Raw genomic sequence first — 26,558 nt, forward strand, 5'->3', positions numbered from 1 at the left:
GATACGAGGACTTGACGGAGACCGACGAACCTCACCGGATCTCCCGCTCCCCGCAGCGGGCCAGCGCCTCCGCGGCCTCGCGTGTACGCGGGTGGCCGCTGCCCTGGACACGGATCATGTCGGCCAGCAGCGAGGTGAGCAGGGTGGCAGCCCCGCCCCTGTCGCCCGAGCGTTCCAGGAGTTCGGCGCGTTGCTGGCGGGTCCGCAGCGCACGTGGGTGGTCGGCGCCGAGCACGCTGTCGACCCTGGGCTGCAGTTCGGCCAACTCTGCGAGCGCCATGGCAGGCTCGCCGGCGAGGCCGCGCCAGAAGCTCAGGTTGACGCGGTAGGTGAGAGTGGTCGGATGGTCGGCGCCGAGCGCGCGCTCGGCGTCCTCGGCCGCGGCGGTGAACTCCTCGACCGCGGGCTCGTGTTGGCCCGCCAGTCCCCGCCAGTACGCGAGGTTGTGCCGGGCGATGAGGGTGTCCTGGTGAAGGCGGCCGACGGCGGACTCCAACCGTGCCACCGCCCGCAGGTAGATGTCGACCGCCGCATGCGTGTCGCCCGCCTCGCCGGTCCACCTGCCCAGATCGGTGAGGGCGCTCAGCGTGAGCAGATGGCCGGGGCCGTGCCGCTGTCCCAGCATCTCGACGAGGGCGGCGCAGGCGTCCCGCGCGCCGACGGCGTCGCCCGCCAGGCCACGGCAGAGCGCAGCGTGGCTTCGCGCGTCGAGTACCAGGGGATGGCCCGTGCCGAGGCCTTCGGCTGCCTGGTCGGCGAGTTCGGTGAAGTCGTTCAGGGCGGCGGCCACCGCGCCCTCTTCCATCCGGAAGCGGGCCTCGTGCAGCCGTACCGTCAGGGTGTCCGGGTCCCTCGGGCCCAGGATCCGCTCGGCGTCCCGCCGGATGTGCTCCAGTGATGTGCGTGCCGACGCCGCGTCGCCCAGCTCGCCGGCGGCCAGGGCGGCCCGGCAGCGCAGGTACAGCACATCGCGGTGCTCGTCCCCGAGGCGGGGCCGCGCCAAGTCCAGCAGCTCCTGGCAGACGTCCCGCGCCGCCGCGTCGCGGCCGAGTCCGGCCAGATAGGGGCCGATCCGGCGCAGGACAGGGTGCATGCGGCCGTCCCACAACAGGTCGCCGCCCGTCGTCCGGCGCAGGACTTCGACGCTGCGGTACAGGGCTGCCTCCGTCTCGGGCTCGTATGCGCTCTCCGCCGTGGACGACCAGAGCTCCTCGACGGCGTCGGCGGCTGCCACGGCAAGGCGCGACAGAACCTGCTCCGGCACGCTCTCACGGGCCGCGCGCTGCACGAGGGCGTGCACCTCGACCGACGCGGGCGTGCGGGACGGGTCGTGCGTCACCAGGCTGAGCCGGTGCAGAGCGCGCAGCGACAGGAGCACGGCCCGTTCGCCGGGCTCTGCCGGTCCGCAGCCTGTGTCACGGTGGTCGTCCGCTCCTTGGACGATCCACCGGCGGGCCGCCGTCGTGTGCAACACCGCCTCCGTGATGCCGTCCGGTGCGAGCATCGACAGAAGTTCCAGGGTGGCCTTGGCGCTTCCGGCGGGCGCGAGAGTCTGCGCCCGGTCCAGGGCGAGCTGCCAGGCGGTGGCCACGGTTTCGCCGTGTTCGTCGGCCGGCGAGGTTGCCGGCAGCAGATCGGAGAGCGTCTGCCGTTGGTCCTCCAGGAGTTGACGGTACGTGGTCAGGGGCATGCCGGTGTCGATGAGGAACGCCGCCGCCTGGGACAGCGCGAGCGGGAAGCGGCCGAGCCTTTCCGCCAGCGCGTGCAGCTCCCCTTCGTCGTCCCCGCCTTCGTCGGCCGCGAGCCGTGAGCGGAGGTAGTCGACGGCCTCTTTGGGCGCGAAGGTTCCGACCTGCACGATCCGGGAGGACGAACGGATCACCGCCGCGTCCCGCCGACGGGTTGTCACCATGCTCTTGCCGTGGTCGCCAACCGGCCTAAGGCCCCGCAGGTCCACCGGTTCGTCGACGTCGTCCAGTACGACAAGCCATGGCCGCGTCGTCGTACGCAGCCATGCGACGAAGAGGTCGGCCTGCGTCTCGTCGTCCCACCCATTTCCGCCTTCCCCGCCCGAGACCACCCGCCACGCGCGCGCGTACGCCGTGAGCACGGACTGACGGGATGAGGCGGGCACCCACACTCGTACCCCGCCGGGCTGCCTGGACCGGTGGAAGGCGGCTGCGGCGAGTTGCGACTTCCCCACTCCGCCCGCCCCCGTGAGGATGACCTCCCGGACTGCGTCGTCCCGCAGCGCCACGTCGATCGCACTCGACAGGGCCGCCCGCTCCCGCAACGAGGCCGCGTCGCTCGGCGGCCGACCGATGACCACCTCGTCCGCAGTGCCTCCGGCCCGGTCGGCGGCGATACGCGGCGCGGGCACCGCAGGGGCGCGGTCGTCGTACGCCGCGCGCCACAGCCGCTCCCAGCCGGCGATCGAGGACCGCGGATCAGCCAGGCCTGCCAACGACTCGACGGCGCGCACGAGGGCGAGGACGGCATGGAAGTCACGGGGCACCGACCGCCCGCTCAGCCACTCACCGAGCCTGCGGGCGTTGACGCTGGCGCGGCGCCCGGACGGCAGCGCCGTACGGCTCGCTCGCCGGGCCAGCACCTCGTCCGACAGATCCGGCACTTGGCGTCGAAGCCGCTTCAGCGCAGCAGCGAACGCCGCTCTCGGTGACTCCTCCGACTCCGGGGGCTCCGGCTCTTCCATCTCAGCAACTCTAGGCGGAACGCCCGGATTACGGGACCGGTTCCGTCCCCCGGTCCGGCCCGGTCCGGGGACTTCCCGTACCGTTCTCCCGCCCCGTCCGACCTGCCCTGATGTCACCTGGGGGAGGTCTGCGCGCAGCGGGGCGGGTCGGTGGCGAAGTACGTTGCCCACCCATCGGATCCGGCAAGGCGGAGGAAGCGACATGGCGCAGGAACAGACAGGCGGCAACCTCGCCGGATGGAGGGCACTGGTCCTCATCGGGGTCCTCGGCAACGCCGTCGGCCTCATCGGCGGGGCACCGGTCATCACCCTCGTCGCGGCCCCTCTCGCGATCGTCGGAGTGATCGGTCTGATGTCGGCACGGCGCAAGCAGCGGTCGTAACGAGCAAAGCCGTAGCGGAGAACCGGGCGGGCGATTCTGGTTGATCACCACGCTGGTGTCCCGCACATCCGGCCCGAAGGGGGAAGACGATGCTTGCGTACTCGGGTCTGGGGTGTCTGCCCGTCGCGCTGCTGGGCGCTTTGTTGGCCATCTGGTTCCGTATCATCGACGCGCGAGGAGGCGACTGGGCGACCGCCTGCCTTGCCGCCGTTCCGATCGCCCTGGCGTTCGGTCTGGTCAACCTGGTGGCGGCCGTGTCCCTCAACCGCGCACCGGCCCCGGGCCGGCTGCCGGGGGGCGATGACACCGTATGGACCTCCCGGCATCGGGCAGGCGGGACACCTCTGCAGTGCTTCTCTCCGTACTTCCTGGCGGCGGCCGGTCTCTTCTGCGCAGGTTGGACGGTCCAATGGGTGCACTGGCTGGTCGCCGTGGCCGAGTACGGCGCTCTGACCGCCGTCTACTACGCCGTGCCGGGCTTCCGGCGACGCCCGGCCAAGGCCGTCACCGTCGCCGAGCGTGGCACGTTCGCGCGTGCTCGTGGCTGGGCCTTCCGAGACCGTCTGCCGGCTCTCGCCGGGCGCTGGAAGCCCGGGCCCCTGCAACAGCTGTCCACCACCCCGGCCGAGGTCTTGAACAGCCCGCCCCAGGCCGGACTCCGCGACCACTTCGCCGTGATGTCCGGCACCCATGGAGGCGTGAGATTCACGATCGCAGACGCCTTCGAGCCCGAACCTTTCGCGCCCTTCCGAGCCTGGCAGCAGCACCATGTGACCGTCTGTGCCGTGCACCTGGACACCGCCTTCCCGTCCATTCGGGTCGCGCTGCGCAGCAGGCGCGGCCGGCGCACTCGATACGCCCTCGAAGTCGAAACGCTGCGGCCGGACTTCGCCGAGGCACTGGTCACCGAGCAGACCATCGAGGCGATGCTGGCCGCAGAGGTGATGGAGTGGTCGATCCAGGGACGGGACGTCCTCACTGTGCTCAGGGACCAGCCGGCCGACACACAGGACGGCGGAACCGGGGGTCAGCCGGACTACGACCTCGATGCCGTCCGCGTGATCGAGCGGCTCACCGCCCTCATCGCCGGGCTGCCCACCAATCTCGCCCCGTGGGCTGACGGCGCCCTGTCGGGCCTGCCCCTGGAGCATTGAGAGGGCGGTTCATGAGTATTCAACCGATCCTGTTCTGTTGTCCCCTGATGGTGTGGGCGTCGGTGGAGTCTGCTGGTCCGCAGCCGGTCGTCTGTCGAGCAGCAAGGTGAGGCGGCCGCCTCCTGGTGCGGGCTGGCCGTCCTCGGCCTGGGCTTGGTCCTCCTGGCCGTCCCGGTCTGAGTCGGCAGCAGGGGCCAGTAGCCCCCGGGCACTGTTCCGGTCCCGGTCCCAGCGCCACTTCTGGGGCCGGACCTGGACAAGAACGGTCATGGAGGCTTCACCCTGATACCCGGGGCGGAGTCTCTGCACGTGGGAAAAGGAATCCGCTGCGGGTGGGTTCGAGCCCCGCTCCTGAGCCGGCGCAATGACCGTCCAGTGTCTCCGGCCCCGTCCTGTGGGGACGCGTTGAGGACGCAAGGACGGGAACAGACTGACAAGGGCCGAGAAGCGCGGACACCGCTCACCTCATCTGACCTGGTAAAATGCCAAGGATCGGCATTGAGCGGCAAGGCCCGCCAAGATCCTCAAAGGACTCATAACCCGTCGGCCGTGGGTTCGAGTCCCACCCGCCCCACCTGTGCAGGCTTCTGACCTGCGGAAACGTTCTTTTTTTGGGTGTCGGATCGTCAACTTTGCCTGAACGGACCGGATCCGTTGCTCGCGGGTTTGGAGTCGGGCGGTGCTCGGGGCAGCTCCAACCCCTCTGACCTGCGGCTGAGTAGATGATCGAGGGTGTCGCTCGCGGCCTGGGCGAATGCCTTGAGGGCCGATGCCAGGACCCAGGGGCCGTACAGGGGCCGGGACGGCGCAGGCGTGTGAGGGCCGACGGTGTCTCGGGGTCGGTTCGTTGCCCCATTCGATGGTTGCGCGGCTGGGGCAGCCATCCACAGGGCGGACAGTTGAGTACCGGGCCGGCGGCGGAGGCAGTGCTGATACCGGCGCGGCGGGCGGCCCGAAGGGGAAACGGCCCCGATGGGTCACTCGACCCTCTCGGCTGGCCTCGCGCCACAGTCGCCCCTCTGGAGAACTCCTGGTCGTCAACCGTTGCCACCGCAGCAGGTGCCGTGGGTTTGCCAGTTCAGGTGAAGCCAGGCTGGAGTCGGCCCGGCAGGTCCCCTTCCGGGTGCGGCAGGAATGTACGGCGATCCGTCAGAGCGGTTCCTCCTCCCACTCATCTGTCGGGCCCCGCTCGGGCGGCCGGACCGGCATGCGGGCCGGTCACCGGTGCTGCGCCGTGCCCAGCTCGTCGGTGTACCGGCCGAGGACGTCCTCGGCGGTGGGGGCGGGGCCGAACAGCTGCTCCTGGCGGCGGGGGTCGGCGACGTAGCGGCCGCTGTCGAACCAGCTGAACATCGCGGCCATGTCCTTGACCAGGGGCATGAAACGTCCGGCGACGGCTCCTGCGGCGCGGGCGACGACGGAGGGGACGGCCCGTACCCTGATCTCCTTTCCGGTCCGGTTGCCCATCAGGTCGGCCATCTCGCGCATGCTGACCGGACGGTCCCAGCCGATGTCGATGCGCTCACCGTTGTCTGCCTCGGCGTCAACGGCGGCCGCCAGGTACGCCCCGAGGTCGGAGGTGTGGACGAAGGTCAGCGGGACGGTGGTCTTGCCGATCCACGTCAGGCGGCCCTTGTCGATCGGGTTGCCCGCCATGGTCGCGATCTGGTCGAGGAAGGCCCCCGGCCGCAGTGCGACGAACGGGACGCCGAGCTGTTCGAGCTTGTCCTCGGCGAGCTTCTTGTGCCAGAAGTGCGGGACCTGGGGCGTCTGGTCGCTGGTGAGGATGCTGGTCAGGACGAACCGCCGGATGCCGGTGCGGTGGGCGGCCTCGGCGAGGTTGGCGTTGCCGACGGTGTCGATGTCGTGCGCGTTCTTGCCGCCGCGGGTGTAGCCGGCAGCGGTGGTGATGACGGCATCGGCGCCGTTCATGGCGGCGACGAGCGAGTCGAGGTCGAGCATGTCGCCGCGGGCGATCTCGACACCCTGGCTTTCGAGCCTGCTCGCGTCGGTGGTCGGCCGGACCAGGGCGCGGACGTTCTTACCGCGCTTGAGCAGTTCGTCGACGACCTTGCCCCCGAGGGAGCCGGTGGCGCCGACGACGAGGACGGGGAGGGTGGTGGTCATGGGGGTCTCACTTTCCATCAGGTCAGTAGCGGGGGGATGGGGCGGGCGGGGCAGTGGTGGCCGCGGACGTGGGCGACGTCCTGCCCGGGTCGCTCAGGGGGCAGGCCTGTGGTGGGCTGTTCCGCGGCGCGGGTCACCGGCGCCTGCCGGAGCTTGCGGAGGTCGAAGGCGGCCCGGACGCGGCTGATGCGGCCGTCCTCGATGTGTGGCCGGCCGGCGGCGGGGAAGGGCTCGCCGGCCTCGCGGGGTGTTGCCCTGCCCCCGAATGAGTTCCGTCCTGCTTACAACCCGGACAGCTCGCGCTTGCCCCGGGCGCTGGGGCCCCACTCACCCCGTTCTCCCTGATGTACGGGGGCAGTGGGCGGGTTCCGCCACATCCGACGGCTCGGCTCACGGTGCTTCTTGCGACAGGCGGGGAGCCCGGCTCCGTTCAGCACGGGCCTTCGTGAGCCGAGTGCCCTGCCGTAGTGGCCGCTTCGCAGGAACGCCGGAAACGATGCGCACTCCAGGCCGGAACCGGGGTGCGAGCCGAGGGGAGTTACTCGGACTCTTCCCGCGGAACGGCACGGCTGTTGATCGCGTCGGCGATGGCGTAGGCGGTGCGGACGAAGGACTCTGCCTGCTGCGCCGACAGGTTCAGCGCGGAGGTCTCCTCCAGGGCCCGCCACATGGCTGCCAGGGGCTCGCGCATGGCACGGCCCTTGTCGGTGAGGTGGACGACCATGACGCGCCGGTCGTGTTCGGCCGGCGCGCGGTTGAGCAGGCCGGCGTCCTGCATGCGGCGTAGGGACTTGGAGACGGTGGAGTGGTCCAGGCCGACGCTTTCGAGCAGTTCGGACTGGGTCTGGCCGTCCCGGTCGAGGAGTTGCATCAGCAGCAGTTCCTGTCCGGGGTGCAGGTCCATCTCGCGGAGCATGGCGGCGGCGCGGGCGCGGTGAGCGCGGGCGAGCTGGAAGATCGCGTAGCTCATCGGCCCCTCGCTGGCCGTGCTGGGGGTGCGGGGTGTGGGGGCGGGCATGATGCGGTTCCTCAGACGGTGTGGGTGGGGTAGTCGGTGTAGCCGGCCACTCCGCCGCCGTAGAAGGTCGCCGGGTCGGGGGTGTTCAGCGGCGCGTCAGAGCGTAGCCGCTCGACCAGGTCCGGGTTGGCGAGCGCGAGGGCGCCGACGGAGACGAGGTCGGCCGTGCCGTGGTCGATGTCCCTGGCGCGGGTGGGCAGGTCGGTGCCGGCCCGGTTGAGGATCAGCGTGGTCGGCCACAGTGCGCGCAGGGTGCCCAGCAGCTCCTCGTCGCCCGCGTGCAGCACGTGGAGGTAGGCGAGGCCGAGCGGGCTGAGGGCGCGCAGGAGCGCCGGATACAGCTTGGCGGTGTCGGACTCGGCGATGTCGTTGTAGGGGTTGCCGGGGGAGATGCGCAGGCCGGTGCGGTCGGCGCCGATCTCGTCGGCCACGGCAGCGGCGACCTCGACGGCGAAGCGGATGCGGCCCTCGATCGAGCCGCCGTAGCCATCAGTGCGCTGGTTGGTGTTGTCGGACAGGAACTGGTGCACCAGGTAGCCGTTGGCGCCGTGGATCTCCACGCCGTCGGCGCCTGCCGCTACGGCAGCCGCGGCGGCACGGCGGAAGTCCTCGACGGTCGCCGCGACCTCCCGCGTCGACAGAGCGCGGGGTGTCGGCATCTCCTGGGGCCCGGACGCCGTGAACATCACGCCCTGTGGCCGGATCGCCGAAGGAGCGACCGGCCGGCGCCCGTGGGGGGTGTTGTCGGGGTGGGCGATACGTCCGGTGTGCATCAGCTGGATGACGATCCGGCCGTCGGCAGCGTGCACGGCGTCGGTGACCTTGCGCCATCCGGCGATCTGCTCGTCATGGTGGATGCCGGGGGTGAGGAGGTAGCCCTGGCCGTCGGCGGAGGGCTGGGTTCCCTCGGTGATGATGAGCGCGTGCGAGGCCCGCTGAGCGTAGTACTCGGCGTTCAGCTCGGTCGGTACGCCTTCAGGTGTGGAGCGGTCACGGGTCATCGGGGCCATGACCAGGCGGTGCGGGAGGGAAATGGCACCGACGGTGGTCGGTGTCCACAGGGAGTTCAGCATGAAGGGGCCCTTCGGTGCAGCTGATGAACAGGTGGTGACCGGGAAAGCGGGGGCGTGGTGGAAGGAGAGGCGGGCGTGATCAGTCGAGGGTGAGGACGAGCTTGCCCCGGACATGCCCGGCGTCGCTGACCTGCTGGGCCGTGGCGGCCTGGGCGAGCGGGTAGGCGGTGACGGTGGTGACGACCTTGCCGGTCGCGGCGTCCTGGGCCAGGGCGGCCAGGCGGGCGGCCGAGCGTTCCTGGCCACCGCTGGCGAAGGTGATGCCGAGCTGCTGCGCGCGGAAGTCGGCGATGGTGACGATGCGCTCGGTGCCGCCGCGCAGGGTGATGGAGTCCTCCAGGGCTCCCTTCCCGGCCAGGTCGAACACCGCGTCCACGCCGTCGGGGGCGAGCGCCCGGACCCGCTCGACCAGGCCCTCGCCGTAAACGGTCGCGGTGGCGCCGAGCGAGGCGAGATATTCCTGATTGCCGGGTCCGGCGGTGCCGATGACACGCGCTCCGCGGGCCGTGGCGAGCTGGACCGCGAGGGTGCCGACCGCTCCGGCCGCGCCGTGCATCAGTACGGTCTCCCCGGCGGCGACGCCCAGCAGGTTCAGGACCCGCTCGGCCGTCTCGCCCGCCACCGGCAGCGCGACCGCGTGCTGCCAGTCGAGGCCGGCGGGCTTGGGAGCCACGGTGGTGGCCAGCGCGTACTGGGCGTACGAGCCGGTGTCCGACCAGCCCAGCACCTCATCGCCCACCTGCACGTCCCGCACGCCCTCGCCCAGGGCGTCCACCACGCCGGCGAGCTCGGCACCGGGGACGGAGGGCAGCGGCGTGGGGAACACGGCTTCCAGCGCCCCGGAGCGGATCTTGCCGTCCAGCGCGTTCAGCCCGGCCGCCCTGACGCGGACGCGGATCTGCCCGGGGCCGGGCTGCGGGACCTCGATGTCCGCCTCGTGCAGCACGTCCGTGCCTCCGAAGCGGTCGAACAGGATGGCCTTCATGACGACTCCTCTCGTGCCGCCACCCATTTAGGTGGCTGGACACATAACCAACGTAACAGCAAACATGTGGCTAGCCAAGTATTTGCTGTCGCTCGGGCTGCGCAGGATCGGTCGCGGTCGTGTCGGTCTCCTCGGGGCGGCGGTCGAGCGGGAGGCGCCCGCCGGAGCGCGCCTTGCGCGGCCAAGGGCTGCATCGACTGGAAGCTGGAAGACGGGCCGGTCGGGCCCTGGCTGGCGGTGTGCGGCTTCTTTCCGGCCCGGAGCCCGGGCCGGCTCGTGGTTGGCCGCCGGACGGCCTCCAGCTCCGCGTCCTCTCCTCCAGTCGAGCCGACGGCTCGGTGTCCGGCTGTTCCAGCAGGAGGCCTGGCGCCCCGTACGGCCCGGTCTGGTCTGCGGCGGCGGGCTCCGCACCATCTCCCGCGGGTAGGCTCTGCCTGATCAGGCAGAGTCGGCGGGGACGAGGCATGGGCGGGGTCGAGAAGACGCGGGGTGGCGGGGCCGAGCGGGCGACCTCGCGGGATGTCGCCCGGCTTGCCGGGGTGTCGCACACGGCCGTGTCCTTCGTCTTCAACGGGCGTGCCCAGGGCAACCTCTCCGCCGAGACGCAGGAGAAGATCCGCAAGGCGGCCGAACAGCTCGGCTACCGGCCGAACGCGGTCGCCCGTGGCCTGCGCCGACGTCGTACCGCCGTGATCGGTCTGGTCACGGACGAGATCGCCACCTCGCCGTTCGCCGGGCGGCTGCTGCGCGGGGCCATGGACATGGCGTGGAGCAGTGAGCACCTGGTGCTCACCGTCGACTCCGGGCAGGACCCGGCCGCCGAGGACGCGGCTGTCGCCGAACTGCTCGACCGGAGGGTCGACGGGATCATCTACGCCGCGCTGTCGTTGCGCCGCGCCCGAGTCCCGGAAGGGCTGCACCGCACGTTCGCCGTGTTCGCCAACTGCCTCCCCGAGGACGGCTCCCTCCCGGCCGTCATCCCCGCCGAGCGGGCCGGTGGCCGCAGCGCCGCGCGCGTCCTTCTCGACGCGGGCCACCGCCGTGTCGCCCTGGTGGGCGGTCTGGACGACATCGCGACCGCGGAACGGCTGCGCGGCTTCCGGGACGCGCTGCGGACGGTGGGGCTGACCGCCGAGAAGGACTGGATCGTGCGGACGGGAGGGGAGATCGCCGCCGGGTACCAGGGCGCGCTGCGGCTGCTGGACGGTGTTCCCGCCCACCGGCGGCCCACGGGGATCGTCTGTTACAACGACCGGGTCGCCGCGGGCGTCCTCCACGCCGCCGCGCGCCTGGGCCTCGACGTGCCCGCCGAGCTGTCCGTCGTCGGCTATGACGACCAGGAACACATGGCGGCTTTCCTCAGCCCGCCCCTCACCACGGTCGCTCTGCCCCATCGCGCGATGGGAGAGACGGCCGTCCGCCTGCTCCTGGACGCCATCGACAGCGGGACCGCGCCGCCGGTCACCACCCGGCGGCTGGAGTGCCCCGTCGTCACGCGGGGTTCGGTGGGACCAGTTCCCAGCCCGTGACCTCGACGTCCGTCCCCGGCACGGCCAGCTCCGCGATGTCGTCGTCCCGTCGGTACACCCGTTCCGTGGCCGTCGCCCGGTCACCCGCGAACAGTTCCAGCAGGGAGCCGTCCACGAGGATCCGTACGGTGAGGGTCTCGCCCGGTGGGGCCGGCAGGACCAGGGGGGCCGTGCCGTCCGGGCGGGAGCGTGGCCAGGCCGTGCGGTCCAGGGTCACCGTGCCGGACGCCGGGTCGAGTCGCACGGTCAGTTCGGCCCCGGACGCGGCCCGCAGCAGACTCACGGTCGCCGCTGAACGGGCGGTCACCAGCAGGTCGTACGCGAGGGGGAGTGGCCGGCGCGGTCCTGGTGCGGCCGTGAACGGGACGGCCGCTCGCAGTAGTTCGAGCTCCGGAGCCGGTACGACCCGTAGCGTGCCGTCCTCGTGGGTGTCCATCACCCGGGGTGCCGTGAGGACGCCGGACCAGCCCGCGCGGTCCACCTCCTCGGGCGGGCGTGACTCCCAGGACCAGCCCCAGAGCAGGGCGCGGCCGGACTCCGTGTCCTGGAGGACGGAGGGGGCGTAGAAGTCACGGCCGAGGTCCAGCGGGCCGCCGCCCGTACCGGCCGCGAACCGCGGTCCACCGTCCGCCCGCTCCACCAGACGGCCCGTGACGTACGCGGTGTTCAGCGGGTCGCCGTCCCACAGGGCCACCGCCAGCACCCAGTCGCCCCCGGGGGTCGCCCACAACTGCGGGCACTCCCAGCCGATAGCCCGCCTGCCGAAGGCGCGGGCCGCCGCCGGGTCCCGGCCGTCCAGCAGGACCCCGGCGAACCGCCAGTCGTACAGGTCCTCACAGTCGTACACCAGGACGGACGGGGTGCCGTCGGCGTGGCCGGCGCCCATCAGCGCCCAGCGGCGTCCGGCGAAGCGGAAGACAAAAGGGTCCCGGAACATCGTCACGTCCAGGCCGGGTGGTGGGCCGGCGACCACCGGCACCGGCAGTTGCTTCCACCTCCGGAGGCCGTCGTCCTCGGTCACGGCGAGACAGATCGAGCTCAGGCCCTGGTGGTCGTGGCCGATCCCGGAGTACACCGCTGTCGGTACACCACCGTCGTCCACCACGCAGCCGGACCAGCAGCCCGCCTCGTCCGGGCCGTCGGGCGTGGGGCGCAGGGCGATCCCGTGGTCGTCCCAGTGGGCGAGGTCGGGGCTGGAGGCGTGGCCCCAGTGAACGTTCGTGTGCACGGGGGCGTCGGGGTTGTACTGGTAGAAGAGGTGGTACCGATCGCCCCAGCGGAACGGGCCGTTCGGGTCGTTCATCCAGTTGGCCGGCGGGCGGACCCTGAAACGCGGGCTGTTGGCGTCGGTCGACCGGCTCACGGAACTCAACGATCGACTCCTGCGGATGTGATGCCCTCACGCAGAGGGCGCTGGCCGACGACGAACACGACGACGGCGGGGATCATGGAGAGGACGACTCCGGCGAGGACGACGGAGATCGAGCCGGTGCCGAGGTTGCCCTGGAGGGAGACCAGGCCCAGGGGCAGCGTGAGGTTCTCGGTGGAGGTTTCGAGGATCAGCGGCCGGAAGAACTCGTTCCAGTGGTAGTTGAAGGCCAGCACGCCGACGATCGCGAGACCGGGAGCCGCCAAGGGGGCGTAGACCGACCGGAAGACGCGCCAGGGACCCGCGCCGTCGATCACCGCCGCCTCGCCCAGGTCCTTCGGCATGCCCAGGAAGTACTGGCGCATCAGGAAGGTGCCGAACGCCGTCGGGAAGGCCGGGACGATGAGGCCGAGCAGGGTGTCGGTCAGACCCATCGTCTTCAGTTCCAGGAAGACCGGGACCATCGTGACCTGCAACGGCACCATCATCGTGGCCAGGACCAGCGCGAACAGCGGCTTCTTGAAGCGGAATTCGAGGCGGGCGAAGGCATAGCCCGCCAGGCCCGCGGTGATCATCTGGCCGACCGCGATAAGCGCGGTCACCAGGGTGGAGTTCAGTGCGTACAGCCAGAAGTCGATCTGGTCGAAGACCCCGCGGTAGGCGTCGACGGTGGGGTCCGTGGGGATGATCTCCGGCGGCAGGTCGAAGGACTCCGCCGGCGTGCGCAGTGACGTCGACACCGTCCAGATGACCGGGCCGAGCGTCAACAGGGCGCACAGCGCCAGGCCCGCGATCCGGCCCCAGGGCGCCAGGCCGTGCCGTACGCGTGACGCGGTGGGGCTCGTGCGGGGACCCGGCATCGAAGCCGATGCCGGACCCGTTGCCGAACCCGGGAGGGAACTCGTACTCAACTGACTCACCCGGCTCACTGGTAGTGGACGTAACGCCGGCTGAGCCGGAACTGGAGTGCGGTGACCGCCATGACCAGGGCGAAGAGCAGGACGCCCACGGCGGACGCCTCGCCGAAGCGGAGCTGCTCGAAGGCCGTCTCGTAGATGGCCATCACGACCGTGCGCGTCGAGTCGCCGGGACCGCCCGCCGTGAGGACGTACGGCTGCTCGAAGACCTGGAGGGCGTTGATGATGCCGACCACGGACGCCACAAGGAGCGTGGGCGACAGCAGCGGCAGGGTGATGGCGAGGTGTTTGCGCACCCCGCTCGCGCCGTCCAGCGAAGCCGCCTCGTGCACCTCTTTCGGGATGGTGTTCAGGCCGCCGACGAACAGCAGGAACGAGAAGCCGAACTGCTGCCAGACGTACGCCAGGACCACGGCCGCCATCTCCCCGTTCTCCGAGGTCAGCCAGGGGACCGAGGGGATTCCGACCGTGCCGAGCAGCCAGTTCACGGGGCCGAAGTCCTGGTTGAACAGGTACTTCATCACCACCGAGAGGGACGCGGCGGACAGCACCAGCGGGAAGAAGAACGCCGAACGGAACACGGACCGCAGCCACTTGGGCATCCGGCCGTTCACCGCGATCGCCAGCGCGAGCGCGATCAGCAACTGGAGCGCGACCGCTAGCACCATGAAGACGAGCGTGTTGCGGAAGGAGACGAGGACCGTCGAATCGGTCAGGATCTCCCGGTAGTTGGCCGCTCCGGCCCACCGCGGGTCGTCGATCACGTCCCACTGGAAGAAGCTGAGGACGACCGAGCCGACGATCGGCAGGACCGTGAAGACGACGATGCCGACGACGGTGGGCGCGAGGAACAGTACGGCGAGGAGGCGGGTGCCCCGGGTGCGGATGGTGGTGGCGGCCGTGGACGCGGATGCCTCGCGGGTCTGACCGGTCCCGCGGTGCCTGCGGCTCCTGCGGGTGCGGGCGGGCTCCGGCCCCACGGGCCTGATCTCGGTGTTCGTCACACTTCACGCTCCATGGCCTGCTCCAGGTCCCCCTGCAGCCGGCGCAGCGCGGGACGCACCGCGCCGGGGCTCGCCAGGGCGGTTCCGGTGTGCTTGATCAGCAGCTGCTCGACCTCGTTGACCTGCGGCGGGGCCGGGATCGGGCCGGTGGTGGGGATCTTGTCGAGGGTGTCGTAGAAGACCCGCCAGTGGGCCGGGCCGGTCTCCCGGTAGCGGGCCTCGTCGACCATGGAGCGGCGGGCCGGAGTGGTCTGGTTGGCCGCGAAGAGCTGGGTCATCACGTCCTTGCGGGCGGTGTACTTGATGAACTCCCAGGCCTCGTCCCGCATCGTCGACGTGCGCAGCATCGCGTACCCGGCGGCGCCGAACTGGTGACGCCGGGTACGCCGGCGCGGGAAGTACCGCACGTCGTAGTCGGTCCGTTTCATGCCCGCCTGATGCAGGCCGCCCGCCCAGAAACCGCCCGCGGGCGTGGCACCGACGCGGCCGGTGGAGAAGACGCCGACGAGGTTGCGGCCGTCGCCGCCCTCCGGCCGGGTGCACAGGTCCTCCTGGACGAGGGAGGAGAGGTAGTCGTAGACCTCCGCGACGCGGTCGGAGTCGGCCAGGGGTGTCGTCCACCGGTAGCCGCCGCCCCGGCCGAGCCGCTGTGCCTCGGGATAGAAGGAGTTCCAGAGCCAGTCGCCGCCGGGGGCCTTGGACTCGGTGAGGAGGTTGGTGTCGTTGGCGAAGAGCCAGGGGACCACTCCGCCCCACAGCCGGTTGGTCCAGAAGTACGGGGTGAACCGGTCGCCGTTGCTGCGTTTCATCGCTCGCAGCAGCGCGGTGAAGTCGTCGTGGGTCCAGTCGTCGTCGGGGAGGCCGGCACGATGCGTGGCATGAAGAGGAGTTCGCTCGGCCCGGGGGAGACACTGTCCAGGCGGTCGCTGCTGACGGCCTCGGCCGTCGGCGCCGCCGGTGTTCTGCTGCCGGACCTCGTGAGACCGGCGGTGGCGGTGCCCCGCGAGGCGACGGCCGCGTGCACGGGCAGCTACCGCGCCGAGTACCACTTCACGGTCCCCGACCAGTGGATGAACGACCCGCAGCGCCCGATCTGGATCGACGGCGAGTACCACTACTACTACCTCTACAACCCCGACTACTCGACGAGCGGCACGACGGCCGGCACCGCCTGGCGCCTGGCCACCAGCACCGACCTGGTCTCCTTCACCGACCGGGGCATCGCCGTGCCGAAGGACACGACTCCGAACGGCGATGTCTGGTCCGGCTCGGCGGTGGTCGACACGGACGACACGGCGGGCTTCGGCGCGGGCGCGGTGATCGTCCTCGCCACCATGGCGCCCGACGAGGTCACCCAGGCCCAGTACCTGTACTACTCGACGGATGACGGCCGCACCTTCACGAACCACGGCACCGCTCCGGTCCTCCCCAACCCCGGCGTACGGGACTTCCGTGACCCCAAGGTGATCCGCGACGAGGAGCGCGGGCGGTGGGTGATGGCGCTCGCCGAGAACGACAAAGTGGGTTTCTACCACTCCACCGACCTCAAGGCGTGGACGTACGTCGGCGGCTTCGTCAAGGGCGGCATCGGCGTCCTGGAGTGCCCCGACCTGTTCCGGATCAGGGCGGACGACGGGACCTGGAAGTGGGTGCTGGGCGTCAGCGCCAACGGCAAGGGCTCCGGGCTGCCGAGCACGTTCGCGTACTGGACGGGTTCCTTCGACGGTACGGCCTTCACCGCCGACGCGTCCGATCCCCAGTGGCTGGACCACGGCTGGGACTGGTACGCGGCGGTCACCTTCGACAAACGTGACGCGCGCGGGGTCCTGGACCCTGACGCGCGGTATGCGATCGGCTGGATGAACCACTGGGACTACGCGAACACCACGCCCACCATCGAGTGCGACGGCTTCAACGGCACCGACTCGATCGTCCGCGAGGTACGACTGAAGCACGCGTCGGGTACGTACTACCTGGTGTCCCAGCCGGTGGCGGCCCTGGACGACCATGTGTCGCGCACGGTGGACCTCGGCGACATCGCGGTCGACGGCATCCGACCGCTCGACTACACGGGTACCGCCTACGAGCTGACCTGTGAGATCACCTGGGACCAACTGGTGGGCGCCGGACTCCAGTTGCGGCGGTCGCCGGACGGTGGGCGGCACATCGACGCGGGGGTCTACGGCGACTACGCCTTCGTCAACCGCGGTTACACCGTGAGCCCCGACACCTCCGGCCGCTGGCAGGAGAGCCGCACGCCGTTCGACCTGTCCGCCGGCACGGTCCGCCTGCGGATCCTCGTCGACCGCACGTCCGTCGAGATGTTCGTCGGCGACGGCCGGTACGTGCACTCGACCGAGGCCTTCCCCGACCCGTCCGACACCGCACTGGCGCTGTTCACGATCGACGGGCAGGCGGTGTTCCGGAACGTGGTGATCCGGGAGTTCACGGTCTGATCCGACGGGGAGGTGGCCGGGGCGGGCCGAGAGGCCGCCGACGACCGGCGCGCCAGGGCCTTCTGCACCGAGGCGAGCCAGGGCCTGTCCGGCGGATCAGGTCGGCGCGCCGTCTGGTGGCCACGTTCGCCCCTTGCAGCCAGGGATGATGCTCCACCCCGTACTCGGAGTCGAGCATCATCGCATGGCGAGGGAAGCCCGCTGCCCTGTGCTTCCCCCGCTGTCGCGGTCTCCACGGTACGAGGGGAAGCACGCCGCCTCCGGCGGCTGCTCTTGGGTGCTGACAGCCCTCGATGTTGGCGATGTATCTTGATGGCATACATCGTGGATGCTGGAGGTGCCGGATGTCCGTCACGCAAATTGATCTCGATGACGAGGCGCTCGCTGAGGCTATGCGGCTGATGGGCGCCACGACGAAGAAGGAGACGGTCAACGCGGCCCTGCGGGACTACGTGGCCCGGATCAAGCGCCTCGATGCTGCCGAGAAACTGGCCGCGCGCGGTGCACGTGGCGAGTTCGAGCAGGCTGCGGCGGCGCATGACGCGGGCAAGCGTGCCCGACGCGAGGCCTTCGAGTGATCACGTATCTGCTCGACACCTCCGCACTGTGGCACCTGTTCCGCACCCCCGGGGCTTTGGCGCCCTGGGAGGGGCACATCGCCGCGGGGGTGTTCCATCTCTGCGAGCCGACACGCGCCGAATTTCTCTACTCGGCAACCAGTCCGTCCCACCGGGACGACCTCGCGGAGGAGTTGGACGCACTCTGCCTGCTCTCTCCCGTTCCGGGGAATGCCTGGCGTTGGGTCGATACCGCCCAGTACAAGCTGACTCAGCAGGGCCAGCATCGTGCGGCAGGAGCGATCGACCTGTTGGTGTGTGCGACCGCGGTCCACCACGGGCACACCGTCCTCCATGTGGACAACGACTTCGCGACGGTCGCCGGAGTACTCAAGGAACTTCAGCAGCGAGACGTACGAGCCTGATCAGTCATTCGACCGCCGCGCCTCCCGACAGGCGGATCTCTTCGCTGTCGAGGGCGGCCTGCTGGCGGCGCAGTACGGTGTCGTCGATCCGGCGCTCGTCGCGCAGCCGTACGACGGTGGCGCGTTTGTTGGCGATGAGGGCCAGGCGCAGCGCGAGGTAGTCCTGGTGCTGGAGCACCGCGGGGTCGTCGTGGGCGCCCGCGCTCCGGGCCCGGACGGACGCCAGGTGGGCCTCGTACTCCTGCCGCAGCCACTCGACGATCTTCGGATCGCTCCGCAGGTCGGCGGCGAGTCGGGGCATCGCCTTGATCGCCTCTTCGATGGCGGTGGTCTCGGCGAGGTCGTGTTCGTCGTCGACCGCGGTGTCGGGTGGCAGCTTCGCCCAGCGCACCGCCACCGGCAGCAGCAGGCCTTGCACCACCAGCGTCACGAGGATGACGCCGGAGGTGACGAAGACGATGAAGCTGCGGTCGGGGAACGGCTCGCCCGAGTCGAGTGTCTGCGGCACCGAGAGCACCATCGCGAGCGAGACCGCGCCCCGGAAGCCGGCCAGCCCGTTGACCACCCGGGTGCGGTGACCTACGCGGAGCCTGCGCTGCTGGGGGCGGCGGTCGAGCGCGCGGACGAGGTACGTGGAGGCGTACAGGAACGCGAAGCGCACGGCGACGAGCACCACGCAGATGACACCGACCGCGATCAGCGCGTCCTGGAGGTCGGCGCGGCCCAGGTCGCGGACGGCGTACTGCAGTTCCACCCCTACCAGGACGAACAGCGCCCCATTGATGATGAAGGTGGCCAGCGGCCAGAACGCCAGTGCCTGCGTGCGGTGTTCGGCCTGGATGATGTGCGGGGCGACCTGGGACATGATCAGGCCGCTGACGACCACCGCGAGGACGCCGGAGGCTTCGACGAGTTCGGCGAGCAGGTAGGCGGTGAAGGGCGCCAGGATCATGACCAGGTTGCCCAGCAGGGGATCGGTCAGGCGGCGCCGCAGGTTCGTGTTGACCCACGCGACCGCCACGCCTACCGCGGCTCCGCCACCGTAGGCGAGCAGGAACAGCCCGCCGACGTGCGGGACGCTGAGGTGTTCCCCGCCGACCGTGATGCCGACGGCGAGACCGTAGACGACCAGGGCCGTGCCGTCGTTGACCAGGCTCTCCGCGCGCAGGACGGTGACCTGGCGGCGCGGCAGGGCGCGGGCCAGGACACCGACCGCCGTCGCGTCCGTGGGCGCCATGGCCGCGCCGAGCACCCACGCCGGTCCCCGTGGCAGGCCGAGGGCATGCCCGGCCGCGGCGACGGCCCAGGCCGTGAGGATGACGAGTACGGTGCTCAGCTGCAGGATGCCGCGTAGGTTGGTGCGGATCTCCCGCAGGGAGGTGGTCAGGCTCTCCCAGTACAGCAGGACCGGAAGGAAGAGCAACAGCACGACTTCCGGGGGTAGTTGCGCCTCCCGTACAGCCGGGACGAACCCCAGGAGCACACCCGTCACGAGTAGGACGACCGGCGGGGCGATGCTGAGGCGCTGCCCCACGGCGTTGCCCACCAGCACGGCCACGCCCAGGACCACGACGAGTTCGAGACCGAGCAAGGTGCTTCTCCTGGAGGGGTGAAAGTGCTGCCGTTCAGCGGGGTACGAGCTTCAGGGTCGTGTCCCGCGACGCCACCATGGGATTGACGTAACTTGCTCCGTACCGGCCGTACTTGGTGCGGTAGGCGGTGTCGACGCGGTCGTTCACGCCGGGGTCGGTGACCTCGACGAAAGTGACTTCCCTGTCGACGCCGCCCGAGCGGATACGGCCCTCGTGGCGGGACCGGGCCGCGCGGTACCAGGCGCCGGCACTGCCGCGGAAGGAGCGGACGTAGAGGTCGTCGCCGTCGCGGACGACCCAGACCGGCACGGGTGCGCGCGGCGTTCCGTCGCCGCGCGAGGGGGCGATCCGAAGTTCCTCGGCGTGCCCGATCCGGGTCAGCTCGTCGTTCGTCCAGGTCGTCATGGGCTTGCCTCCTCTGCGAACGGTCAGTGGGGTGTGCTCTCGTGAGCGCGACAGGCGCGGCCGGTCACAGGGGGGTGCGGTCAGGGCGTGAGGAGGGTCTTGACGGCGCGGCGTTCGTCCAAGGCCTTGTAGCCTTCGGCGACCTGGTCGAGGGAGAGGGTGCGGTCGAAGACCTTGCCGGGGTTGATGCGGCCGGACAGGACGCGGTCGATGAGGTCGGGCAGGTAGCGGCGCACGGGTGCGGGGCCGCCGCGCAGGCCGACGTGGGAGAAGAACAGTTCCTGGCCGTCGATCACCGCGTCCGTCGGCTTGACCATATTGGGCTCGGGGACGTCCTCCACCCGGATGTCGCCGGGGGCGTGAATCACAGTTGCTCGCATGTCTTTTCTCCTGATGCGTTTCTCGGGTGGGGGTGGCTTTGGCGCCCCTTTTACCTTCGCGCCGGTGGGTGGCCCCTGCCGGTCGGCGGCCGCTTCAGGAGTTCCATCGTGATTCTCTTCGTGCGTCGCTGTGGCGCTGCTGCCAGGGCAGCGGTGTCACCCGAATTCGCCCGCTTCCTCGACGATGGCCAAGGGGGTATACAGAAGCGTCGACGGCCTGAGAAGGACAATTGCCGGTCTCTCGCTCTGTCACCGCCCGCGGCCCGCACACAGGAGAATCCCACCCCGCGGCGGAAGTAACCAGGGACAAAACCCTCCTACCCACCGAAGCCCAGCCCCCGCACGGTCGGTCTGCCCGAACCCGACTCGCGCGCCTACGGGGGGCCTGCGCTTCCTCTGTTCCTGGGCGGCGACCCAGCATGACGACTCCGAGTGCGACACCGTCAGCTGAGGGGTGCGGTCTACTTTCACGCGAGTACAGAGAAACGGCAGAGGGATCCCGGTGTGAAAATCCACTGGCATTTCCGGCGCCCACTTCTTCCTCCCGGCCTGGAACGGAATCCGACCAGGGGCAGAACCCGGCCTGGACCGGAATCCGACCAGGGGCAGAACCCGACCAGGGACAGATCCTTCCTACCTTCGCAGCCGAATTGCGTGCCATGCTTCCGGAGCACGGTTCGCGCAATCCTTTTCGAGGAGCAATACCGCCATGTCTTCCACCTCCCGCCCCACGGTCGCCGTCGCGTTCCACTCCGGCTACGGCCACACCGCTGTCATGGCCGAGGCCGTGGCGCGCGGTGCCGCGGCAGCCGGTGCCGAGGTGATCTCCATCCCCGTGGACACGATCACCGACGAGCAGTGGGCGCAGTTGGACGCCGCCGACGCGATCATCTTCGGTGCCCCCACCTACATGGGCACCGCCTCCGCCGCCTTCCACACCTTCGCCGAGGCCAGCAGTAAGCGCTGGTACACCCAGACCTGGGCCGACAAGATAGCCGCCGGCTTCACCAACTCCGGTGCCAAGAACGGCGACAAGTCCTCGACCCTGGGCTACTTCTTCACCATGGCCGCCCAGCACGGCATGCACTGGGTCAGCCTCGGCGTGCAGCCGGGCTGGGCCTCCACCGAAGGCAGCGAGGACGACATCAACCGTCTCGGCTACTTCGTCGGCGCAGGTGCCCAGACCCCGGTCGACGCCGGCCCGGAGGCCGTCCACAAGTCCGACATCGCCACCGCCGAGGGCCTCGGTGCCCGCGTCGCGCAGCAGACCGCGTTCTTCCGCGCCGGCCGCGCCACCCTCGCCGCCTGAACCCGAGAACCGACCCGCAAGCCCGACCCGAAATGGAGCAGCATCATGTCCGACTCCCCGAACGTCGCTCTCGTCCGTCGGCTCTACGACTCCGGCATGGCTCCGGACGTGGCCGCCGAGGTCATCGACCCCGACGTCGTCTGGGACATCACCCCCGGCTTCCCGTACGGCGGCGTCTACAAGACCTGGGCGAGTGCCGGGGCCGACTTCTTCGGCCGGCTCGCGCCCGAATTCAGCTCCTTCGGCGCGGTGGCCGAGGAGTTCTACGGCTCCGGTGACCACGTCTTCGTCCGCGGCCACTACCACGCCGTGTCCAAGTCCGGCCTGGAGTCGGACGCGCGCTTCATCCACCTGTGGACGGTCGGTGGCGGCAAGCTCACCCGCCTGATCCAGGCCGCCGACAGCCACGTCGTCCAGCAGGCCGCGAACCGCTGACCGCACTGACTTCCAGGGAGAAACCCATGGCGAAGATCCTCTTCCTCGTCACCGCAGCCGACCACTGGACCCTGGCCGACGGGTTCGAGCAGCCGTCCGGCTTCTGGGCCGAGGAGGCCATCGGTCCGTACGGCGTCTTCAAGGAAGCCGGCTACGAGATCACCGTGGCCACCCCGGGCGGCGTTCCGCCGACCGCCGACGCGCTCAGCCTGACGCCCGACTTCAACGGCGGCGAGGAGGGCGCCGAGCAGATGAGGACCGCCCTGCGCGAGGCCACCGAACTGGCGAACCCGATCCGCATCGAGGACGTCCGGATCGACGACTACGACGCCGTCTTCGTCCCCGGCGGCTGGGGCCCGATGGAGGACCTGTCCGACGACCCCGCGGCCGGCACGCTGCTGAGCGACTGGCTCGCCTCCGGCAGGATCGTGTCACTCGTGTGCCACGGCCCGGCCGCCCTGCTGTCCACCGTGGACGCCGACGGCAGGTCCCCCTTCGCCGGTTACCGCCTGACCGGACTGTCCAACTCCGAGGAGATCCAGAACGGTCTCGCCAACCGGGCGAAGTGGCTGCTCCAGGACCGTCTCGTCGCGGACGTGGGCGCGGACTACCACAAGGGCGAGGAGAACTTCGCCCCCCACCTCGAGGTGGACCGCACCCTCATCACCGGCCAGAACCCCGCCTCGGCCGTCCCGCTCGCCCAGGAAGTCGTCAAGGCCCTCGGCTGACACCCCGCACCGCAGCTCAAGAAGGAGGTAGTACGGATGGACGGCAACGTGACCCTGCCCAGCGTGGGGCAGACCTGGCTGGCGGACCTCGGTCCGGACACGCCGCTCGGCCACTTCACGGTGGAGATCACCTTCGACTCGGCGACCCAGGTCACCTTCGAGGTGACGGGCGGTGCCATCGAGGGCCGGAAGCAGACGATGGAGTACACCACCACCCAGCTCCGCGACGGCCTGTACGTCGTGCGCTGGACCGAACCCGACGCCGGTGACCACGTCACTCACATCGAGGACTACACCCAGGGGACCTGCATGGCCAGCTCCGTCATCGGTGGCGAATTCGTCCAGCTCCACGGAAAGTGGAGCCGCGTCCGCTGAACCCGTGGTGACGGCCGCAGGTCGCGCGTCATCCGGGCGGTGAGGCTTCCAGGGACAGATCCCTCCCCCTGACAACACTGCTCCGCGATGTCAGGGTGATGGCATGAACCGAGATCCTCACCGCCGTGATCTGGGGGAATTCCTCAAGGCACGCCGTGCCGAGCTCGACCCGGCCGCCGTCGGCCTGCCCGACGGCGGCCCGCGTCGCGTCGCGGGCCTGCGCCGTGAGGAGATCGCCGTACTCGCGGCCATCAGCACCGACTACTACGCCCGCCTCGAACAGGGCCGTATCCAGCCCTCGCCGTCCGTGCTGGAGTCCCTGGCCCGGGTGCTGCACCTGGACGCCGACCAGCGCGTCTACCTGTACGAGCTCGCGGCCAAGGACGAATACCGCCCGCCCCGCCGACAGCCGCGGCCCAGGGTCCAGCCCCAGTTGCAGCGCATGCTCGACGACATGGCGCACACCCCCGCCTTCGTGATCGGACCGCGCACCGAGATCGTCGCCTGGAACGCCATGGGCGCCGCCCTGATCACCGACTTCGCGAAGATCCCCGAGAAGCAGCGGTACTACATGAGACTCCTCATCACCGATCCCGCGATGCGCGAGCTGTACGCGGACTGGGAGGGCGTCACCCGGCTAGCCATCGCCCAGCTGCGGATGCACAACACGAACAACCCCGGGGACGCGCGGCTCGCCGCTCTGGTCGGCGAACTCTCGGTCCGGGACGACCGGTTCCGCCACTGGTGGGGCGCCCACGACGTCGCCGTCCGGGACACCGGGAGCAAGCACCTGCGCCACCCCGTGGTCGGAGACCTGCACCTCGACTGGAACGCCGTCACCTGGGCGGCAGGCCCTGACCTGCAGATCATCGTGTGGACCGCGGAATCCGGCACGCCGACCCACGACAGCCTGCGCCTGCTGGCGTCCTGGGCCGCCGAGCCCAGCCACACGACCAGCGGCAGCTCCGCCTGAGAGAGTTCGGGGCCGGCCGTGGGCGCACGGGGATGTTCGACAACGTGGCCGTGCCAGGCACGCCGGGCCCGGCAAGGCAGCCGGACCGACAGCGTTCACCGGCGCGCTGCCCCGCACGCCGGCCTGCCCCGCCCCCGCGCGCCCGTGATGCACCGTGCGGACCTGATCCGCTCCGCCGTCAGGTGAGGGGGAGGGCCTGTTCGGCCCAGATTGTTTTGCCGGTGTACGTCTGGCGGGTCCCCCAGCCCTGGGTGAGGTGGGCGACCAGGAGCAGGCCGCGGCCGCCTTCGTCGAAGGTGCGGGCGCGGCGCAGGTGGGGGGCGGTGTTGCTGGCGTCGGAGACCTCGCAGATGAGGTTGCGGTCGCGGATGAGCCGGAGCTGGATGGGGGCGCCGCCGTAGCGGATGGCGTTGGTGACGAGTTCGCTGACGACCAGTTCGGTGACGAAGGCGGCCTCGTCCAGGCCCCAGGTGGCCAGCTGCCGGCAGGTGTTCTTACGGGCCTCGGCGACCGCTGAGGGATCGGGCGGCACGTCCCAGGTGGCGACATGGGCCGCGTCCAGGGCGCGGGTGCGGGCTATCAGCAGCGCCACGTCGTCGGCGGGGCGGTCCGGGAGAAGCGTCCGGAGTACGGCGTCGCAGGTGCTCTCCAAGGACGAAGCCGGCCGGGCCAGGACCTCGCGCAGCGCGTCGAGGCCTTCGTCGATGTCGCGGCCACGGTCCTCGATGAGACCGTCGGTGTACAGCGCGAGGAGGCTGCCTTCGGGCAGTTCGATCTCGGTGGCTTCGAAGGGCAGGCCGCCCAGCCCCAGCGGCGGGTCCGCGGGGAGGTCGGGGAATTCCACGGCGCCGTCCGGGGTCACCACCGCGGGTACGGGGTGACCCGCGCGAGCCAGGGTGCAGCGCCGGGAGACCGGGTCGTAGACGGCGTACAGGCAGGTCGCGCCGAGGTCGGCGGTGGTGCCGGCCGCGCTTTCGGCCTCAGCGGACAGGTGGATGACCAGGTCGTCCAGGTGGGTCAGCAGCTCGTCGGGCGGGAGGTCGACATCGGCCAGGGTGCGCACGGCGGTGCGCAGCCGTCCCATGGTGGCCGAGGCCTGGATGCCGTGGCCGACGACGTCGCCGACGACGAGCGCCACCCGGGCGCCGGACAACGGGATCACGTCGAACCAGTCGCCGCCGACGCCGGCCTGCGTGCTGGAGGGCAGGTAACGGGAGGCGACGTCGACGGCGGCCTGCGGGGGCAGCCGCTGCGGCAGGAGACTGCTCTGCAAGGTGAGGGAGGTGTGGCGCTCGCGGGTGTAGCGGCGGGCGTTGTCGATGCAGACGGCGGCCCTCGCGGTGATCTCCTCGCCCAGGAGCAGGTCGTCCTGCTCGAAGGGTTCCGGGCGCCGGTGGCGGGAGAAGGTGGCCACGCCGAGAGTGATGCCCCGGGCGCGCATCGGCACGGCCAGCACCGAGTGGAAGCCGTACTGTCGCATCCGCTCGGCCCGGTCCGGGGTCTGGCTCGCCACCCGGTCCATCGAAGAAGCGGTCACGTTCTCGATCAGCGGCCGGCCGCTGGTCAGGCACCTGGCCGCCGTCGAATCGTCCGGGTACGCGGCCACCGTTCCGCGCTCCACCACGACCTCGGGGGAGCCCTCCAGGACGGACTGGTAGGCGACACGGCGCAGCATGACGGGGCTGGGCGGTGAGCCGGCGCGCGGGTCGTCGCCGCCTTCGATGGCGGGGAGCAGGTCGACGGTGACGAAGTCCGCGAGCTGGGGGATGGCCACGTCGGCGAGTTCCTGAGCGGTCCGGGCGAGGTCCAGAGTGCTGCCGATGCGGATGCTGGCTTCGTTGAGCAGGGCCAGACGTCCCCGGGCCAGGTGCTCCTCGGTCATGTCGTGTGCGGAGAGGAGCACTCCCCGTACCGTTCCCCCGGCGTCCCGCACAGGGGTGAGTGACGTCGTCCAGATGCTCTCGCGCTCGTGGCCCGCCAGGCGCAGGATCTGCTGCAGGTGCTGCTGTTCGCCGGTCTCCAGCGCCCGCCGCATGCACTGTTCCGTCCGGTCGCCCTCCGGGTCGACCACGATCTCCGACACACGCAACCCCTGCATCGCCGCTTCGGGCAGGCCGATCACACGTTCCATGTCCGCGTTCGCGCGCCGCAGCCGCAGGCCGGTGTCGTAGAGCGCCGTCGTGGACGGCGACCGGGTGAACGCCCACATCACCAGTGCGTCGTCCTGGAGAGGCGACGACGGCCGGGCCAGCGGGGAGACCAGGAGCCACTCGCCGCCCCCGTCGTCCCCGGAGTCGGGCGCCCGGCGCTGGGCCAGCAGGTTCACCGCGAGGCGGTGGCCGTCCCGGTGCAGGAGGGTCGCCGTCCCGTTCCACCTCGGCAGCGTTCGCAGGGAGCGCAGCGTCTCGGCGGGCGGCTCCCCGGCGAGCAGCGGCGCAGCGGGCCGGCCGACGACCTCCGCGGGCCGGTATCCGAGCAGCCGCCGTGCACCCTCGCTCCACCCGGTCACGACGCCGTCCGGACCCACGGTGGCTCTGGCCGTGGCCGACTCGTCGATGAGGCCGTCCGGCCGGCACACCGCCCCGTCGTCGTCGGCGGCTTCCGAACCCGTCATCACGTTCATCCGCCCTCACCTTGGTCTTCCCACCGTGC

The 26,558-nt window shown here is 70.7% G+C and carries 22 protein-coding genes and 2 pseudogenes; 11 read left to right on the forward strand and 13 right to left on the reverse strand.

Annotated features, from left to right (window positions below; genetic code table 11):
• Nucleotides 1–31: 31 nt before the first annotated feature.
• Entirely contained in the window at nucleotides 32–2,713 is a 2,682-nt protein-coding gene (locus AC07AZ_RS32255) for a tetratricopeptide repeat protein (protein ID WP_478854059.1), read from the reverse strand.
• Nucleotides 2,714–2,915: 202 nt separating this feature from the next.
• Here AC07AZ_RS32255 and AC07AZ_RS32260 point away from each other — a divergent pair, with 202 nt between their 5' ends.
• Nucleotides 2,916–3,095 carry a hypothetical protein gene (locus tag AC07AZ_RS32260; RefSeq protein WP_478854061.1) on the forward strand — a complete coding sequence of 60 codons (180 nt, stop codon included), beginning with the start codon at nucleotides 2,916–2,918 and terminating at the stop codon, nucleotides 3,093–3,095.
• An 89-nt stretch (nucleotides 3,096–3,184) separates the two neighbouring features.
• The gene (locus AC07AZ_RS32265; protein WP_478854063.1) at nucleotides 3,185–4,249 is read left to right on the forward strand and encodes a hypothetical protein; all 1,065 of its coding nucleotides are present in this window, start codon (nucleotides 3,185–3,187) and stop codon (nucleotides 4,247–4,249) included.
• A gap of 1,218 nt (nucleotides 4,250–5,467) precedes the next feature.
• Here AC07AZ_RS32265 and AC07AZ_RS32270 read toward each other — a convergent pair.
• The 4 genes from AC07AZ_RS32270 to AC07AZ_RS32285 all read right to left on the reverse strand — a co-directional run bounded on the left by AC07AZ_RS32270 (nucleotide 5,468) and on the right by AC07AZ_RS32285 (nucleotide 9,452).
• Nucleotides 5,468–6,376 (reverse strand): SDR family oxidoreductase, encoded by a 909-nt coding sequence (locus AC07AZ_RS32270; protein ID WP_478854065.1) that lies wholly within the window; start codon nucleotides 6,374–6,376, stop codon nucleotides 5,468–5,470.
• Nucleotides 6,377–6,914: 538 nt separating this feature from the next.
• Entirely contained in the window at nucleotides 6,915–7,394 is a 480-nt protein-coding gene (locus AC07AZ_RS32275; RefSeq protein WP_478854067.1) for a MarR family winged helix-turn-helix transcriptional regulator, read from the reverse strand.
• Nucleotides 7,395–7,405: 11 nt separating this feature from the next.
• Entirely contained in the window at nucleotides 7,406–8,467 is a 1,062-nt protein-coding gene (locus AC07AZ_RS32280; RefSeq protein WP_478854069.1) for an alkene reductase, read from the reverse strand.
• Between the two features lie 79 nt (nucleotides 8,468–8,546).
• Nucleotides 8,547–9,452 carry an NADP-dependent oxidoreductase gene (locus AC07AZ_RS32285; RefSeq protein WP_478854071.1) on the reverse strand — a complete coding sequence of 302 codons (906 nt, stop codon included), beginning with the start codon at nucleotides 9,450–9,452 and terminating at the stop codon, nucleotides 8,547–8,549.
• A 464-nt stretch (nucleotides 9,453–9,916) separates the two neighbouring features.
• Here AC07AZ_RS32285 and AC07AZ_RS32290 point away from each other — a divergent pair, with 464 nt between their 5' ends.
• Nucleotides 9,917–10,981: a LacI family DNA-binding transcriptional regulator gene (locus tag AC07AZ_RS32290; RefSeq protein ID WP_478854073.1), complete on the forward strand. Its 1,065-nt coding sequence runs from the start codon at nucleotides 9,917–9,919 to the stop codon at nucleotides 10,979–10,981.
• Here AC07AZ_RS32290 and AC07AZ_RS32295 read toward each other — a convergent pair.
• From AC07AZ_RS32295 to AC07AZ_RS32310, 4 genes and pseudogenes are all read right to left on the reverse strand, one after another.
• Entirely contained in the window at nucleotides 10,944–12,344 is a 1,401-nt protein-coding gene (locus tag AC07AZ_RS32295) for a glycoside hydrolase family 32 protein (protein ID WP_478854223.1), read from the reverse strand. The genes AC07AZ_RS32290 and AC07AZ_RS32295 overlap by 38 nt on opposite strands.
• Nucleotides 12,345–12,349: 5 nt before the next feature.
• Nucleotides 12,350–13,210 (reverse strand): carbohydrate ABC transporter permease, encoded by an 861-nt coding sequence (locus AC07AZ_RS32300; protein WP_478854075.1) that lies wholly within the window; start codon nucleotides 13,208–13,210, stop codon nucleotides 12,350–12,352.
• 65 nt (nucleotides 13,211–13,275) lie between these two features.
• The gene (locus AC07AZ_RS32305) at nucleotides 13,276–14,271 is read right to left on the reverse strand and encodes a carbohydrate ABC transporter permease (protein ID WP_478854077.1); all 996 of its coding nucleotides are present in this window, start codon (nucleotides 14,269–14,271) and stop codon (nucleotides 13,276–13,278) included.
• Nucleotides 14,268–15,137, reverse strand: a pseudogene (locus tag AC07AZ_RS32310) (extracellular solute-binding protein); the annotation flags it as partial. The pseudogene AC07AZ_RS32310 and the gene AC07AZ_RS32305, both read right to left, overlap by 4 nt.
• Nucleotides 15,138–15,149: 12 nt before the next feature.
• Here AC07AZ_RS32310 and AC07AZ_RS32315 point away from each other — a divergent pair.
• From AC07AZ_RS32315 to AC07AZ_RS32325, 3 genes are all read left to right on the forward strand, one after another.
• Nucleotides 15,150–16,727, forward strand: coding sequence for a glycoside hydrolase family 32 protein (locus AC07AZ_RS32315; RefSeq protein WP_478854079.1), 1,578 nt, complete (start codon nucleotides 15,150–15,152; stop codon nucleotides 16,725–16,727).
• 344 nt (nucleotides 16,728–17,071) lie between these two features.
• Complete coding sequence (locus AC07AZ_RS32320; RefSeq protein ID WP_175263413.1) at nucleotides 17,072–17,305, forward strand: type II toxin-antitoxin system VapB family antitoxin; 234 nt, start codon at nucleotides 17,072–17,074, stop codon at nucleotides 17,303–17,305.
• On the forward strand, nucleotides 17,302–17,709 hold the full coding sequence (locus tag AC07AZ_RS32325; RefSeq protein ID WP_478854082.1) for a PIN domain-containing protein: 408 nt from the start codon (nucleotides 17,302–17,304) through the stop codon (nucleotides 17,707–17,709). The genes AC07AZ_RS32320 and AC07AZ_RS32325 overlap by 4 nt, the downstream gene beginning before the upstream one ends.
• Nucleotides 17,710–17,713: 4 nt before the next feature.
• Here AC07AZ_RS32325 and AC07AZ_RS32330 read toward each other — a convergent pair whose 3' ends face one another.
• The 3 genes and pseudogenes from AC07AZ_RS32330 to AC07AZ_RS32340 form a co-directional block, all read right to left on the reverse strand.
• A complete protein-coding gene (locus AC07AZ_RS32330; protein WP_478854084.1) occupies nucleotides 17,714–19,300 on the reverse strand; it encodes a Na+/H+ antiporter in 1,587 nt (528 codons plus the stop codon).
• 34 nt (nucleotides 19,301–19,334) lie between these two features.
• A complete protein-coding gene (locus AC07AZ_RS32335) occupies nucleotides 19,335–19,706 on the reverse strand; it encodes a DUF2255 family protein (protein WP_478854086.1) in 372 nt (123 codons plus the stop codon).
• An 80-nt stretch (nucleotides 19,707–19,786) separates the two neighbouring features.
• A pseudogene (locus AC07AZ_RS32340) lies at nucleotides 19,787–19,999 on the reverse strand (IMP dehydrogenase); the annotation flags it as partial.
• A 796-nt stretch (nucleotides 20,000–20,795) separates the two neighbouring features.
• On the opposite strand from AC07AZ_RS32340, the gene AC07AZ_RS32345 reads away from it, so the two are divergent.
• The 5 genes from AC07AZ_RS32345 to AC07AZ_RS32365 all read left to right on the forward strand — a co-directional run bounded on the left by AC07AZ_RS32345 (nucleotide 20,796) and on the right by AC07AZ_RS32365 (nucleotide 23,906).
• Entirely contained in the window at nucleotides 20,796–21,395 is a 600-nt protein-coding gene (locus tag AC07AZ_RS32345) for a flavodoxin family protein (RefSeq protein WP_478854088.1), read from the forward strand.
• Nucleotides 21,396–21,440: 45 nt separating this feature from the next.
• Entirely contained in the window at nucleotides 21,441–21,830 is a 390-nt protein-coding gene (locus AC07AZ_RS32350) for a nuclear transport factor 2 family protein (protein ID WP_478854090.1), read from the forward strand.
• Between the two features lie 26 nt (nucleotides 21,831–21,856).
• Nucleotides 21,857–22,558, forward strand: coding sequence for a type 1 glutamine amidotransferase domain-containing protein (locus tag AC07AZ_RS32355; RefSeq protein WP_478854092.1), 702 nt, complete (start codon nucleotides 21,857–21,859; stop codon nucleotides 22,556–22,558).
• Nucleotides 22,559–22,594: 36 nt separating this feature from the next.
• Entirely contained in the window at nucleotides 22,595–22,933 is a 339-nt protein-coding gene (locus tag AC07AZ_RS32360) for a MoaF-related domain-containing protein (RefSeq protein WP_478854094.1), read from the forward strand.
• Nucleotides 22,934–23,036: 103 nt separating this feature from the next.
• Nucleotides 23,037–23,906, forward strand: a complete 870-nt coding sequence (locus AC07AZ_RS32365; protein WP_478854096.1) for a helix-turn-helix domain-containing protein — start codon at nucleotides 23,037–23,039, stop codon at nucleotides 23,904–23,906.
• 178 nt (nucleotides 23,907–24,084) lie between these two features.
• On the opposite strand, the gene AC07AZ_RS32370 is transcribed toward AC07AZ_RS32365, so the two are convergent.
• A complete protein-coding gene (locus tag AC07AZ_RS32370; RefSeq protein WP_478854098.1) occupies nucleotides 24,085–26,529 on the reverse strand; it encodes a SpoIIE family protein phosphatase in 2,445 nt (814 codons plus the stop codon).
• Nucleotides 26,530–26,558: the final 29 nt, after the last annotated feature.

The organism is Streptomyces sp. NPDC043878 (genome assembly GCF_056435735.1).